The organism is Bradyrhizobium sp. BTAi1, from assembly GCF_000015165.1.
GTDB classification, from domain to species: Bacteria; Pseudomonadota; Alphaproteobacteria; order Rhizobiales; family Xanthobacteraceae; genus Bradyrhizobium; species Bradyrhizobium denitrificans.
In genome coordinates this window covers 4932186-4945279 of the sequence record NC_009485.1, presented here as the reverse complement: position 1 = coordinate 4945279, position 13094 = coordinate 4932186, and the positions used below count along the sequence as shown (strand labels likewise).

The following is a 13094-nucleotide window of genomic DNA, read 5'->3' as shown; positions in this document are numbered from 1 at the left end:
TGGGCTTATGACAATTTGTCATTAATCCAGGAGGCGCGGCCGTGCGGCGGATGGATATGGGCGGTCTGGCGATGTTCCTCGCCGTGGCTGAGGAGCGCAGTTTCACCCGCGCGGCAGCCAAGCTCGGCGTATCACCGTCGGCGCTGAGCCATGCCATCCGCCGGCTCGAGCAGCGCATGGACGTCCGGCTGCTGACGCGGACGACGCGCAGCGTCGCGCCCACGGAGGCGGGCGAACGCCTGATGGAAACGGTGGCCCCGGCGTTCGACGAGATCGACGCCCGGATCGCCGCACTGACCGAGTTGCGCAGCCGGCCAGCCGGCACTGTGCGGATCACGACGTCGGAGCACGCCGCCCGCACCCTGTTATGGCCCGCGATCGACCGGATCGTCGCAGACTATCCGGACATCAAGGTCGAGCTGAACGTCCAGTCCGGGCTTACCGACATCGTCGCCGAACGTTTCGACGCGGGCGTGCGGCTCGGCGAGCGGCTCGAGCAGGACATGGTGGCGGTGCGGATCGGCCCGAGGCTCCGCATGGCCACGGTCGGCTCGCCCGCATATCTCGCCAAATGCGGCGCCCCGAAATCGCCGGACGATCTGACGCGTCACGCCTGCATCAATCTGCGCATGGTGAACGGCAGCATCTATCAGTGGGAATATGGCCGGGGCGGCCGCGAATTGAAGGTCAAGGTCGATGGTCCGGTCGTGTTGAACGACGTCGATCTGATCGTCGCTGCGGCCTCGGCCGGTCACGGCCTGGCCCATCTCGTCGATGATCGCGTCGCGCCGCTGCTGGCAAAGGGCGCGCTGGTGCGCGTTCTCGACGACTGGTGCGAGCCGTTCGACGGCTACTACCTGTATTATCCGAGCCGGCGGCAGCCGTCGGCCGCATTCAGCCTCATCCTCGAAGCCTTGCGCTATCTCGACTAGCGGTGTGTTCCGCGTCATGGTCGTGGCGGAAGGGGCGAGGGGCACGGCGCTGCGAACGCCGTGCCGCCCGGATCAGCGGATCGCGATCGGGTTGATGTTGCCCTGGACGCCGCCGCGCCAGCGCGGCTGGCCCAGCACGAACAGGAACTCGTAGCCTTTGTCCCTGGCGAGATCGGCGGTGTTCATGTTCTCGAGGATGTAGGTCCCGTTCATCGCGAGCAGGATCTGGTGTACCTCGAACAGGTTCGACGACTCGAACGGAATCGCCTCCACCGCCCAATTGTCGGCCCCGATGGCCACCACGCCCTTCGAGGTCAGGTATTTGGCGCCTTCGACGCCCAGACCGGGCTCGCCGGCGCTGTAGCGCTTGTCGTCCTTGCCGATCAGGCCGAGCCAGCCGGTATGGAAGATGACGATGTCGCCCTGGCGGATCTCGACGCCCTGTTTCTTGGCGGCCTCCTCGATCTCCTTGACGTTGAAGGCGGTGCCTTCCTTGACGACGTCGGTGTTGTAGTAGGCGGCCATGTCGAGCAGGACGCCGCGCGCCACCAGCGGCGGTACCTTCTCGATGCCCAGCTTCTTCAGGCCGGTCGGATCAGCGAAGTCGAGCAGTTTGTTGCCGTTGTAATAGACGTGCTCGATGCCGAGATGGCCGAGGCCGTCGAGCTGGCTGCCGACGCCGACCCAGCCTTCGATGATGTCGTCATTATAAGTCGCCTTGTTGGGGCCGAGCCCTGGGATGCCGGCCTGTCCCGGCTGCACCACCGTGATCTTGAAGGAACGCGGTGGATAGGCCGGCGTCTTGGAGTCGATGATCATGCCGAGCGGGTAGGTCTTGCCGGTCTTCACCAGCGAGGCCGCTTTGACCACGAGTTCCGGCGTGATGTAGTTGGCGGCGCCGATCTCGTCCTGCGGTCCCCATTTCGATTTGGTCCAGTCTTGGGGCTTGTCCTGGGTCTTCTCTTGGGCATTGGCCGTCCCGATCACACCCATCAAGGCAATCGAGCAGCACAACACGAACGCGTTGCGCATCGCATTTCCTCCGACATGTTGACGTTTATTGTGTTTCGCGCTGGCCAGCGCCGCATCCTAACGTAGTAGGAGACGGTCGCGCGAAGTTTTTCCGGCGCGTGCAGAGCCCTGCGCCCTAAAGTCGCATCGGCCGAATTTGCTGCTTCTGCAACGGGTGACTGTCATTCTCCGCAATGGAATTCGCGTCGGCGATTGCGGCGCGGCATGCATCGGGGGCGCATCACGCTCTGGGACGCATCACGCCGCGATGTCGTGACCCCGGCCCGCCAGCCCCGCCATGAACGCCGAGAGTGCGCTGCTGCGATGCGCCGCGCGGCGATGGATGAAAAGCGTATCGACCCGCGCATGAGATGGCGTGAGCGTGTGCAGGCCGACGCTGCCGATCATCTCATGCCGCGTCACCACCGCGCGGGGTAGCAGTGCGACGCCCATGCCGGCGGCCACGCAGCCGATCATGCCGTCGAGCGTGCCGAGTTCGATGCGGGCTGCGGCGGGCCAGCCGAACTCGTTGAAGACCTGCTCCAGACGTTGCCGGTAGGTGCAGCCGGCCCGGAACACCAGCGCGGTCGGACCCGACGCGGCGGTCGCGGCACGCAACGCCGCCAGCGTCTCGAAGCGCCGGGCTGTCACCAGCACGAGTTCTTCCTCGAAGGCGACCACGCCGGTGAGGTCGGGATGCTCGATCGGGCCGGCCACGAATGCGCCGTCGAGCGTTCCGTCCAGAACGCCAGCCACCAGATCCGCTGTCGGCGCCGTGCGCAGGCTCAAGGCCACGGAAGGGAAGCGCCGGTGAAAATCCGCAAGGCGTGTCGGCAGGCGCACTGCCGCGGTCGTCTCCATCGAGCCGATCAGCAGCGGCCCCATCGGCTCGCCGTCGTCGCGCGCGGCGAGCAGGGCTTCGCGCGATAGCGCGGCGATCCGGTCGGCATAGGGCAACAGGCGCAGTCCGGCGCCGGTGAGAGTCATGCCGCGGCTGTGGCGTTCGAACAATGCGGTGCCGATCTCGGCCTCCAAGGCCTTGATCCGCTGCGTGACGTTGGACTGCACCGTGTTGAGAGCTTCGGCGGCGCGCGTGATGCCGCCCGTGCGCGCGACGGCCGCGAAAGTCTGCAGGTCGCTTAGTTCCACGGTCGATCCCCGTTTTGAATCTGCGATGGCAGAGTTCTCAAGTATTCATTTTGAGAGAATGCTAGCCCCGCCTAGAGTCCGCGTCCAGAGGCGAGGAGACCTGCATGGCGCTGAGGACACTGCTGACGGAGAGGCTTGGGGTCTGCCATCCCATCCTGCTGGCCCCGATGGATGGTGTTGCCAACGCCAATCTGGTGCGCGCCGTCAGCCGCGCCGGCGGCCTCGGCATTCTCGGCGGCGGATACGGCAATCGCGCGTGGCTCGTGCAGGAGAGCGCCAAGCTCGGCGGCCTGCAGATGCCGTTCGGCATCGGCTTCATCACCTGGTCGCTGGCGAAGCAGCCCGACCTGCTCGACATCGCGCTGGCGGCGAAGCCCACGGCCGTGATGCTGTCATTCGGTGATCCCCGGTGCTTTGCGTCCGCGATCAAGCAGGCCGGCGCGCTGCTGATCTGCCAGGTGCAGGATGAAGCGATGGCAGAGCAGGCGCTTGCCGCCGGCGCCGACATCCTGATCGCGCAGGGAACTGAAGCCGGCGGCCATGGCGCCTCGCGCACCACGCTCGACATCGTGCCTGCGATCGTCGATCTCGCCGCCGGCCGCGTGCCGGTGGTGGCTGCGGGCGGACTTGCCGACGGCCGCGGACTTGCGGCCATGCTGTCGCTCGGCGCGGATGGCGTGCTGCTCGGCACGCGCTTCTACGCCAGTCAGGAAGCCGCCGGTGCCGATGAAGCCAAGCGGCGCATCTGCGCAGCGCGCGCTGGCGAGACCGTGCGCGGCATCATCTTCGACCTGTCGCGCAACAATGTCTGGCCGGCGCCGTTTACCGGCCGCTGCCTGATCAACGATCACGCGCGACGCTGGCTCGGCCGCGAGGTCGAGCTGCTGCAGCAGGTCGAACGCGTGTCCGCCGACTACGTCAAGGCTCGGACCGATGGCAATTTCGATGTCGCCGCCGTCATCGCTGGCGAGGCGGTCGGCCTGATCCATGATATTCCGGCGGCCGGCGAGATCGTTCAGCGCATCGTCAGCGAGGCCGAGCGGATCCTGCAAGGGCAGCGCAACTCATCCTGGCGGCCGGCGGAACTCAACGAAACTGCGAGGTGAACCATGTGGCCCGATCGTCGCTTTCTCGATGTCGTCAAGACCGAACATCCGATCGTCCTGGCGCCGATGGCCGGCGTGATGGATGCCGATCTCGTCATCGCGGTCGCGGAAGGTGGCGGACTGGGTTCGCTGCCCTGCGCGATGCTCTCCGCCGAAAAGGCGCGGGAGCAGGTGAACATCATCCGTCAGCGCTTATCGGCGCCGATCAATGTGAACTTCTTCTGCCATACCCCCGTGGAGGCGGATGCTGCGCGCGAGGCTGGCTGGAAACAACGTCTCGACTCCTATTATCAGGAGTACGGCGTCGATCCGGCGGCGCCGGTCACGGCGGCCAACCGTGCGCCGTTCGACGCGGCGATGTGCGCCGTCGTCGAGGAGCTGAAGCCGGAGATCGTCAGTTTCCATTTCGGCCTGCCGGAGCCGACGCTGCTGGCGCGGGTGAAGGCGACCGGGGCGGTCGTGATGGCCTCGGCGACAGTGGTCCGCGAGGCGGTGTGGCTGGAGCGGAACGGCGCCGACATCATCATCGCGCAGGGGGCGGAGGCCGGCGGCCATCGCGGTATGTTCCTGACCGACAAATTGGCTGAGCAGGTTGGCACGCTCGCGCTGGTGCCGCAGGTGGTCGATGCGGTGAAGGTCCCGGTGATCGCGGCGGGCGGCATTGCCGATGCGCGCGGCATTGCTGCCGCCTTTGCGCTCGGCGCGTCCGGCGTCCAGATCGGCAGCGCCTATCTGCGCTGTCCGGAGTCCAAGGTCAGCGGTCCCGCGCGCGCCGCGCTCGCGGCCGCCAGCGACGAATCCACGGTCATCACCAATGTGATGACCGGCCGGCTTGCGCGCGGCGTCGCCAACCGGGTGATGCGCGAGGTCGGGCCGATCGCGCCGGAGGCGCCGGCCTTTCCGCATGCGGCGACCGCGCTCGGCCCGCTCAAGGCGGCGGCCGAGAAGCAGGGCAAAGTGGATTTCACAAATCTCTGGGCCGGGCAGGCGCTGCCGCTAGGCCGCGAGATACCGGCGGCTGACCTGACGCGAACGCTGGCCGAACAGGCGCTGGCGCGCCTTGCGACGATCGCGGGCTGAGGCTTCGGGCGGGGCCGCCGTCCCCGGAAAGTCCAGCGGCTGCCGGTTGCGGCGCGAAAGCGGCCTCTGCTATAGGGCGGGTTCATCCTGTCCCGTGAGGCCCTATATAATGTCGGTCGATGCCGCCACCGTCCGCCGGATCGCGCAATTGGCGCGGATCGCTGTCACTGACGCCGAGGTCCCGCATCTGCAGGGCGAGCTCAACGCGATGCTGAACTTCGTCGAGCAGCTCTCCGAGGTCAATGTCGAGGGCGTCGAGCCGATGACCTCGGTCACGCCGATGGCGATGAAGAAGCGCCAGGACGTGGTCAATGACGGCGAGATCGCCGACGACATCGTCAAGAACGCGCCGGCAACCGAGAACCATTTCTTCCTGGTGCCGAAGGTGGTGGAATAGCCAAGGGGTCGCTGGATGGCGCGCATTCGCCGCGTGATCCGCTCCTCCAACCGATGAAGCGAGCCAACGCCATGTGCCTGCTCTGCGACGATGAAGCGGCCTACAAGGCCTATATGGATTATCTCGACGCGATGGAGCGGCAGGGCAAGGCCGCCGATCCCGACAAGACCGTGAACGAGATCCTCGACCAGCTCGAGGCGGCCAATGCGACCAAGGCCAATGCCGACAACGCGAAGGCGAAGATGAATAAATTCTTTGCCGACGACGCGGCCGACGACAAGACACTTTCCCCCTTCTTCTGCAGCCCGATCAATAAATGACCGATTTGACTTCCCTGACGCTCGCCGAGGCCCGTAAGGGCCTTGCGAGCAAGACCTTCACGTCGCTCGAGCTGACCGACGCCCATCTCAAGGCGATGGAGGAGGCGCGCGCCCTCAACGCCTTCGTGATGGAAACGCCGGACCAGGCGCGCGCGATGGCGCGCGAGGCCGATGCCAGGATCGGCAAGGGCGAGGCCGGGCCGCTGGCCGGCATTCCCTTGGGGATCAAGGACCTGTTCGCGACCAAGGACGTTCGCACCACGGCCTGTTCGAAGATCCTCGGCAATTTCGTGCCGACCTACGAGTCCACCGTGACCTCGCAGCTCTGGCGCGATGGCGCGGTCATGCTCGGCAAGCTCAACAATGACGAGTTCGCGATGGGCTCGTCCAACGAGACCTCGTGCTTCGGCCCCGTGGGCAACCCGTGGCGTCGCGAAGGCTCCAACACGACCCTGGTGCCGGGCGGCTCGTCCGGCGGCTCGGCCTCTGCAGTGGCGGCGCTGCTGTGCATGGGCGCGACCGCGACCGACACCGGCGGCTCGATCCGTCAACCCGCGGCGTTCACCGCCACCGTCGGAATCAAGCCGACCTATGGCCGCTGCTCGCGCTGGGGCATCGTTGCCTTCGCCTCGTCGCTCGACCAGGCCGGTCCGATCGCGCGCTCGACCCGCGACGCCGCGATCCTGCTGCGCTCGATGGCCGGCCACGATCCGAAGGATACGACCTCCGTCGACATCCCCGTGCCGGACTATGAGGCCGCGATCGGCCGGTCCGTGAAGGGGATGAAGATCGGCATTCCCCGGGAATATCGGCTCGATGGCATGCCGGCCGAGATCGAGAAGCTGTGGAGCGATGGCGCGGACTGGCTCAAGGCGGCCGGCGCCGAGCTGGTCGAAGTGTCGCTGCCGCACACCAAATACGCGCTGCCGGCCTATTACATCGTGGCGCCGGCCGAGGCGTCGTCGAACCTCGCGCGCTACGATGGGGTCCGTTACGGCCTGCGGGTGTCGGGCAAGTCCATCGGCGAGTTGTACGAGAACACCCGCGCCGAAGGGTTCGGGCCCGAGGTGCGGCGCCGCGTCATGATCGGCACCTATGTGCTCTCGGCCGGCTATTACGACGCCTATTATATCCGGGCGCAGAAGGTCCGTACCCTCATCAAGAGGGATTTCGAGGACTGCTTCGCCAAGGGCGTGAACGCGATCCTCACCCCCGCGACGCCGTCCGCCGCCTTCGGCATCGGCGAGAAGGGCGGCGCCGATCCGGTCGAGATGTATCTCAACGACATCTTCACGGTCACGGTGAACATGGCGGGTCTGCCGGGTATCGCGGTGCCCGCCGGCAAGGATAGCCAGGGCCTGCCGCTCGGGCTGCAACTGATCGGCCGTCCGTTCGACGAGGAGACGTTGTTCTCGCTCGGCGAGGTGATCGAGCAGGCGGCGGGCCGCTTCACGCCGGTCCGGTGGTGGTGAGCGTCACCGACTTCAAGCACAGCCTCGCGGGCGACGCGCCCGCGGCCGGTCTCTCGCCGGTGCTCGCTGGCCTGTGGTGGCTGGCGAAAGGCGATTGGGATCGGGCGCACAGGATCATTCAGGACGAGCCCGGCCGCGAAGCGGCCTGGGCGCACGCGCATCTGCACCGCGTCGAGGGCGATCTCGGCAATGCCGGCTACTGGTACCGCCAGGCCGGACAGAAGGTCGCCACCGATGCGCTGGATATCGAATTTGAGCGGATCATCTCCGCGCTGATGGGGAGTTCAGGGCCATGACGGCAACCAGCGGCAAGCTGATGAAGGGCGCCACCGGCGACTGGGAAGTCGTGATCGGGATGGAGATCCATGCCCAGGTCACGTCGAAGTCGAAACTGTTCTCCGGCGCCTCCACCGCCTTCGGCGGCGATCCCAACAGCCACGTCTCGCTGGTCGACGTGGCCATGCCCGGCATGCTGCCGGTCATCAACGAGGAGTGCGTGCGCCAGGCCGTGCGCACCGGGCTCGGGCTCAATGCCAAGATCAACCTGCGCTCGGTGTTCGACCGTAAGAACTATTTCTACCCCGACCTGCCGCAAGGCTACCAGATCAGCCAGTACAAGGACCCGATCGTGGGCGAGGGCGAGGTCACGGTCGAGCTCGACGGCGGCAAGACCGCGACGATCGGCATCGAGCGCCTGCACCTCGAGCAGGATCCCGGGAAGATGCTGCACGACCAGTCGCCGTCGCTGTCCTATATCGACTATAACCGCTGCGGCGTGGCGCTGATGGAGATCGTCTCCAAGCCCGACATCCGCGACGCCGAGCAGGCCAAGGCCTACGTCACCAAGCTGCGCTCGATCCTGCGCTATCTCGGCACCTGCGACGGCGACATGGAGAAGGGAAGCTTGCGCGCCGACGTCAACGTCTCCGTGCGCAAGCCGGGCGGGCCGCTCGGCACCCGCTGCGAGATCAAGAACATCAACTCGATCAGCTTCATCGGCCAGGCGGTCGAGGCCGAGGCGCGGCGCCAGATCGAGATCATCGAGGACGGCGGCACGATCGAGCAGGAAACCCGGCGGTTCGATCCCGACAAGGGCGAGACACGGTCGATGCGCTCGAAAGAAGAGGCGCATGATTACCGCTACTTCCCCGATCCTGACCTGTTGCCGCTCGAGTTCGACCAGGCCTTCGTCGACGCGCTGAAGGCCGCGCTGCCGGAGCTGCCGGACCAGAAGAAGGCGCGCTTCATCGCCGATTTCGGTCTCTCGCCCTACGACGCCTCCGTGCTGGTGGCCGAGCGCGAGAGCGCGGCGTTCTATGAGAGCGTGCTGGAGGCGCTGTCCGACCGCGGCCGTGACGGCAAGCTGGCGGCCAATTGGGTCATCAACGAGCTGTTCGGGCGCCTCAACAAGGAAGGGCGCGACATCGCGTCGTCGCCGGTGTCGTCGGCGCAGCTCGCCGCCATCGTCGCGCTGATCGGCGAGGGGACGATCTCCGGAAAGATCGCCAAGGATCTGTTCGAGATCGTCTGGAGCGAGGGCGGCGATCCGCGCGAGCTGGTCGAAAGCCGCGGCATGAAGCAGGTCACCGATCTCGGCGCGATCGAGAAGGTGGTCGATGAGATCATTGCCGCCAATCCGGACAAGGTCGCGCAGGCGAAGGCCAAGCCGCAACTCGCCGGCTGGTTCGTTGGCCAGGTGATGAAGTCGTCGGGCGGCAAGGCCAACCCGCAGGCGGTCAATGATCTCCTGAAGAGCAAGCTCGGTATCTGAAACCGCGAGCGCTCATCTTCGTTCCGACGGCGCGCACATGGTGCGCGCCGTTTTTGTTTGGCCCTCGCGTCCCGCGAATCGCCGCGCGCGATTCGCAAAAAAGCCACCTTTGGCGAGCGCTCGAACGCACACGAGGGCGTGTGCAATGAAAATTTTTTCGTTGCCAAAATTTACGACTCAGAGTCCGCGAGCGGCTCTCATCGCGCGAGTCTGCGCGCTGCTCCGCGCATCGAGCTGCTTTCGTCGCATCATGCAGTAGTTCAGGAAATGGCTTGCAGTGCAGGCTTTTCGTGCGATCGCTATTAGTAGCAGGCGCGCCGCTGCGGACGCGCGCGTCGGCATTTTCGATGTCGCCCGACGCGCTGCTTCGCGCGTTGCGTCAGCCGCGTGCGCGCGCGCGTGTCAACACTTCCTTAAGCCGGAAGCTGTTTTTTTTCACTCGTTGGTGTATCGATGAGGAGTGCAGCTCGATTCCCGAGTGCACGCATCGACTAAGCCATCTCACATCGGAGGGCAACATGGCCAAGAAAGCGAAGAAGGCGAAGAAGGCAGTGAAGAAGGTCGCGAAGACCGCGGCGAAGAAGACTGCCAAGAAGACCAAGAAGGTCGCCAAGAAGAAGTAAGTCTCGCAGTCCGTGCGAGATGAGCCCGGCAGACTGATGCCGGCACGTCATTGGAACGCAGGTCGGCGCAGCTCTTCGAGAGCGAGGCAGATCTCCTGAAGCTCCAATCGACGATAGAGGGTGTCGGCGAGACATCAGGTCAACGGTCGGATCGAACTTGCGAGCGGTCTCGCTCCCGGTGCGGTCCGGCAGAAGAAACAGGATTTCTTCGTTCGGTGCAGATCGCGTTTCCGGTCTGCAATCTCACCGGCGGTTCTCGAACCAATGTGGGATCTGATCCTGACGTGTTCGCCGACGCCCTCGATCTTGGCACCCGCCCGAGTGCCGCGTGCCTGACGACCTCCTTCCCAGTCCATCATACGATCTCCCGCCGGAGCATTGGCGCATCGCTTGAGCGGTGCCGCCACCGGACGGCGTCGTCTTGTACGCGCATCCTGCTGCGCGCCGGCGATCTGCCTCGTGTCACCGGATCATCCACGCCGTGTTGCGTGGCTACGCCGGTGTTGGCCGGATGGTTAGAGGTTTGCCAAACAGAACGGTAAACCGCTCTTTGCCAGTTCAGAAAATCTGATCTCTTTCAAATATTTGCTGGCCGGCTCCAAAGATCGGGCGGTTTCCGTTCAGGCTTCCTTCAGCACGATGTTTAAACTGCCTTTCAAACTTGATCGGTCATCCTTCGCGCATAAGCCGACAAACGGCATGGGGACTAATCAGGCGTTGAACAGTTGGACGGGGGCTGGGCTCAGTGAGCGACCCGCCTCCTTGCGAAGGAAGGAGAGCGACAATGTTTCAGGGGCAACTCAATTTCGATGACGTGACGACCGCGGAGCAGGGGGGCAGTGCGGACGTGCTGTTCGAGCTCGGCATGCTCTATGCGAGTGGTCGCGACGGGATCGTGGATCTCATCGCCGCGCACAAATGGTTCAATCTTGCGGCTCTGAAAGGACGCGTCGATGCGGTGGCGATGCGACGCGAGGTCGCCGAGCAGATGTCGGATGCCGACATCGCTGCCGCGCAACGCGAGGCCCGGGCCTGGATGGCCACGCATTGAACGGACATCATTGGCGCGGCGCGCATGGTGCCGGATCGCATGAGCCGCTGGGCGACACGCCTGGCGGCTTTCGACATTCAGCCGTCGTGCGCGCGTCCTGCCGTCTTTGATTGGGCGCGATCGCCACTCGGCCGCAGGACCTGCGGCTATTTTTCCCCACGACACACATTCTATTGCGGCACCGCCGCCTGCGACATCGCCGCACTTGCCATATTGGCTACCTATCGGTAGGTAGGTATCGCCTCACGAAGGCTTGGGCCCCCGGCGACGGCGGTCCTCACAGCTGACCGACATTCACCAATCATGACGCAATCCGTACCGTTCTCCGTCGCTGTTGCGCTGGGCCTGATCACGCTGCTCGCCCCGGTGTCGGTCGACATGTATCTGCCCTCGCTCCCGGTGATGGCCGAGGAGATGAACACGACCTATCCCGCGATGCAGCTGACATTGATGGTGTTCCTGCTGGCCATGGGGGCAGGGCAGATCGTCTTCGGTCCGGTCATCGACGCCTATGGTCGTCGCCGGCCCTTGCTTGTCGCCCTCGCGATCTTCGTGGTGGCGTCGCTCTGCGCGGCGGTGGCGCACTCGGTCGAGGCGTTGCTGCTCGCGCGGTTGCTGCAAGGCTTGGCGGCGTCACTTGCGATCGTGACGGCGATGAGCACCGTGCGCGACATCGCCTCGGGTGTCGCGGCCGTGCAGATTTTCGCGTTGCTGATGACGATCCAAGGGCTCGGCCCGGTGATGGCGCCGGTGCTGGGCGGAATGATCGGCGCCGGGCTCGGCTGGCGCGCGGTCTTCTACTTTCTTGCCGCTCTCGGCGCGATCGTGCTCGCGAATACGTTCACGAGGCTGCCTGAGAGCTTGCCGCCGAACAAGCGATCGTCACTCCATCCCGTTCAGGTGTGGCGGACCTATGTTAGCATTGTCATGGATCGACGCTTCTTGGTGCCGGGCCTCGCGCTCTCCGGCGTCTTCTTTATTCTGTTCGGCTATATCGGCGGCGCGTCCTATGTGTATCAGTCGTTCTATGGCCTGCCGTCGCGCGAGTTCGGCTTCATCTTCGGCGCGACGGGGATCGCCGTTCTGATCGGCGCGATCATCTGCGCGAGGCTGGTCAAGACGTTCGATGTCGAGAGGCTTGCCTTGGCCGGGGTGCTGGCGATGCTGGGCGGCGCGCTGATCGGATGGGTGTCGGTGCTGGTCGGTATCGGTCTCCCCGGAATCGTCGCCGGCATGATCCTGACGCTCGCCGGTCTCGGCACTGCAGAGGCCACGCTGACATCGATTGCGCTCGCCTCGCGCGCGTCAGCGCTTGGCGCAAGCACGGCGCTGCTTGGGGCGGTTCCGCTGGTGCTTGGGGCGGCGGCGACGCCCTTGGCTGCGCTGCTGGCCGAGATCGGCCCCGCATGGTGGCTGGCCTTTCTTGCGCTGGCCGGGGTCGTGACGGCCGGCCTGACCCTTGCCTCCCTGCGCATGGTGGCTGGCCAGGGTGTTCGGGTCGTGCAGCACTGAGACTGGCAGGGGACGCTTCGATGAAATCCAGATCTCCATCGCTTGCCCGGATTTGCGATGCCGCCGTTCAGCATTTTGCCGTGGCGGGGTATGACGCGGCCTCACTGAACGAGATTGCCGGCATGGTCGGCATCAGAAAGGCCTCGCTCTATTCCCACGTCGCCAGCAAGGACGAGCTTTTCCTGCTGGTGCTGGAGGACGCGGCCCGGATCGAGCGTGATTTCGTGATGGCGACGCTGGCCGCGCCGCCCTCCGCAGGCGAGCCGGGAGGCGCCTATATCGAGGTCCTCGCAGCGCGCTACGACGCCTCGGTGCATCTGCGGTTTCTGCTGCGGACCGCGTTTCTGCCGCCGGTTGCGCTGAAGCCGGTGATCGGCAAGATCTATATTGGTTTTCTCGAGTGCTTGCAGGCGTGCTTTCTCGCGCAAGTGCCGGACGTCTTGTCGCCGCCCGATCGATCGCGCTTCGGCCACGCCTATCTTGGCATTGTCGAGAGCCTGTTTGTGGTGATGATTTACGCCGACCAGGCGGAAACGGAGATCCGCAAGGAGGCCATGTGGCGCATGTTCCGCGATGCGCTCGCGCTGCGGATGAGCCGCGCGTCCGGCACTTCCCTTCGGCCGGAGTGATCGCTATCGGAATGATGGCGGGGCATGCGGGGTGGCTGGAC

General features: G+C 65.4%; 13 protein-coding genes. 11 read left to right on the top strand and 2 right to left on the bottom strand.

Annotation, left to right across the window (positions count from 1 at the left end):
* Positions 1 to 41: 41 nt before the first annotated feature.
* Positions 42 to 932, top strand: a complete 891-nt coding sequence (locus BBTA_RS22100) for a LysR family transcriptional regulator (protein WP_041750818.1) — start codon at positions 42 to 44, stop codon at positions 930 to 932.
* Positions 933 to 1004: 72 nt separating this feature from the next.
* Here BBTA_RS22100 and BBTA_RS22095 read toward each other — a convergent pair whose 3' ends face one another.
* Together BBTA_RS22095 and BBTA_RS22090 are read right to left on the bottom strand one after the other, a co-directional pair.
* A complete protein-coding gene (locus BBTA_RS22095; protein ID WP_012044730.1) occupies positions 1005 to 1964 on the bottom strand; it encodes a cyclase family protein in 960 nt (319 codons plus the stop codon).
* Positions 1965 to 2201: 237 nt separating this feature from the next.
* Positions 2202 to 3092: a LysR family transcriptional regulator gene (locus tag BBTA_RS22090; protein ID WP_012044729.1), complete on the bottom strand. Its 891-nt coding sequence runs from the start codon at positions 3090 to 3092 to the stop codon at positions 2202 to 2204.
* Positions 3093 to 3196: 104 nt separating this feature from the next.
* On the opposite strand from BBTA_RS22090, the gene BBTA_RS22085 reads away from it, so the two are divergent.
* From BBTA_RS22085 to BBTA_RS22040, 10 genes are all read left to right on the top strand, one after another.
* Positions 3197 to 4198 (top strand): nitronate monooxygenase family protein, encoded by a 1002-nt coding sequence (locus BBTA_RS22085; RefSeq protein WP_012044728.1) that lies wholly within the window; start codon positions 3197 to 3199, stop codon positions 4196 to 4198.
* A gap of 3 nt (positions 4199 to 4201) precedes the next feature.
* Positions 4202 to 5278: a nitronate monooxygenase family protein gene (locus BBTA_RS22080; protein ID WP_012044727.1), complete on the top strand. Its 1077-nt coding sequence runs from the start codon at positions 4202 to 4204 to the stop codon at positions 5276 to 5278.
* A 109-nt stretch (positions 5279 to 5387) separates the two neighbouring features.
* A complete protein-coding gene (gene gatC, locus BBTA_RS22075) occupies positions 5388 to 5675 on the top strand; it encodes an Asp-tRNA(Asn)/Glu-tRNA(Gln) amidotransferase subunit GatC (RefSeq protein WP_012044726.1) in 288 nt (95 codons plus the stop codon).
* A gap of 71 nt (positions 5676 to 5746) precedes the next feature.
* The gene (locus BBTA_RS22070) at positions 5747 to 5995 is read left to right on the top strand and encodes a hypothetical protein (protein ID WP_012044725.1); all 249 of its coding nucleotides are present in this window, start codon (positions 5747 to 5749) and stop codon (positions 5993 to 5995) included.
* On the top strand, positions 5992 to 7467 hold the full coding sequence (gatA, locus tag BBTA_RS22065; protein ID WP_012044724.1) for an Asp-tRNA(Asn)/Glu-tRNA(Gln) amidotransferase subunit GatA: 1476 nt from the start codon (positions 5992 to 5994) through the stop codon (positions 7465 to 7467). Before BBTA_RS22070 ends, gatA begins: the two co-directional genes overlap by 4 nt.
* The gene (locus tag BBTA_RS22060) at positions 7458 to 7763 is read left to right on the top strand and encodes a hypothetical protein (protein ID WP_041750817.1); all 306 of its coding nucleotides are present in this window, start codon (positions 7458 to 7460) and stop codon (positions 7761 to 7763) included. Before gatA ends, BBTA_RS22060 begins: the two co-directional genes overlap by 10 nt.
* Positions 7760 to 9238 (top strand): Asp-tRNA(Asn)/Glu-tRNA(Gln) amidotransferase subunit GatB, encoded by a 1479-nt coding sequence (gene gatB / locus BBTA_RS22055; RefSeq protein ID WP_012044722.1) that lies wholly within the window; start codon positions 7760 to 7762, stop codon positions 9236 to 9238. Before BBTA_RS22060 ends, gatB begins: the two co-directional genes overlap by 4 nt.
* 1407 nt (positions 9239 to 10645) lie before the next feature.
* Positions 10646 to 10912, top strand: a complete 267-nt coding sequence (locus BBTA_RS22050) for a hypothetical protein (RefSeq protein ID WP_012044719.1) — start codon at positions 10646 to 10648, stop codon at positions 10910 to 10912.
* Positions 10913 to 11215: 303 nt separating this feature from the next.
* Complete coding sequence (locus tag BBTA_RS22045; RefSeq protein ID WP_012044717.1) at positions 11216 to 12424, top strand: Bcr/CflA family efflux MFS transporter; 1209 nt, start codon at positions 11216 to 11218, stop codon at positions 12422 to 12424.
* 20 nt (positions 12425 to 12444) lie between these two features.
* Positions 12445 to 13053: a TetR/AcrR family transcriptional regulator gene (locus BBTA_RS22040; protein ID WP_041750816.1), complete on the top strand. Its 609-nt coding sequence runs from the start codon at positions 12445 to 12447 to the stop codon at positions 13051 to 13053.
* The last annotated feature ends 41 nt before the right edge of the window (positions 13054 to 13094 follow it).

Coding starts and splice junctions, on each gene's coding strand:
- BBTA_RS22095 (WP_012044730.1), bottom strand. CDS start 1,964: ATGCGCAACGCGTTCGTGTTGTGCTGCTCGATTGCCTTGATGGGTGTG.
- BBTA_RS22085 (WP_012044728.1), top strand. CDS start 3,197: ATGGCGCTGAGGACACTGCTGACGGAGAGGCTTGGGGTCTGCCATCCC.
- BBTA_RS22080 (WP_012044727.1), top strand. CDS start 4,202: ATGTGGCCCGATCGTCGCTTTCTCGATGTCGTCAAGACCGAACATCCG.
- gatC (WP_012044726.1), top strand. CDS start 5,388: ATGTCGGTCGATGCCGCCACCGTCCGCCGGATCGCGCAATTGGCGCGG.
- BBTA_RS22070 (WP_012044725.1), top strand. CDS start 5,747: ATGTGCCTGCTCTGCGACGATGAAGCGGCCTACAAGGCCTATATGGAT.
- gatA (WP_012044724.1), top strand. CDS start 5,992: ATGACCGATTTGACTTCCCTGACGCTCGCCGAGGCCCGTAAGGGCCTT.
- gatB (WP_012044722.1), top strand. CDS start 7,760: ATGACGGCAACCAGCGGCAAGCTGATGAAGGGCGCCACCGGCGACTGG.
- BBTA_RS22050 (WP_012044719.1), top strand. CDS start 10,646: ATGTTTCAGGGGCAACTCAATTTCGATGACGTGACGACCGCGGAGCAG.
- BBTA_RS22045 (WP_012044717.1), top strand. CDS start 11,216: ATGACGCAATCCGTACCGTTCTCCGTCGCTGTTGCGCTGGGCCTGATC.
- BBTA_RS22040 (WP_041750816.1), top strand. CDS start 12,445: ATGAAATCCAGATCTCCATCGCTTGCCCGGATTTGCGATGCCGCCGTT.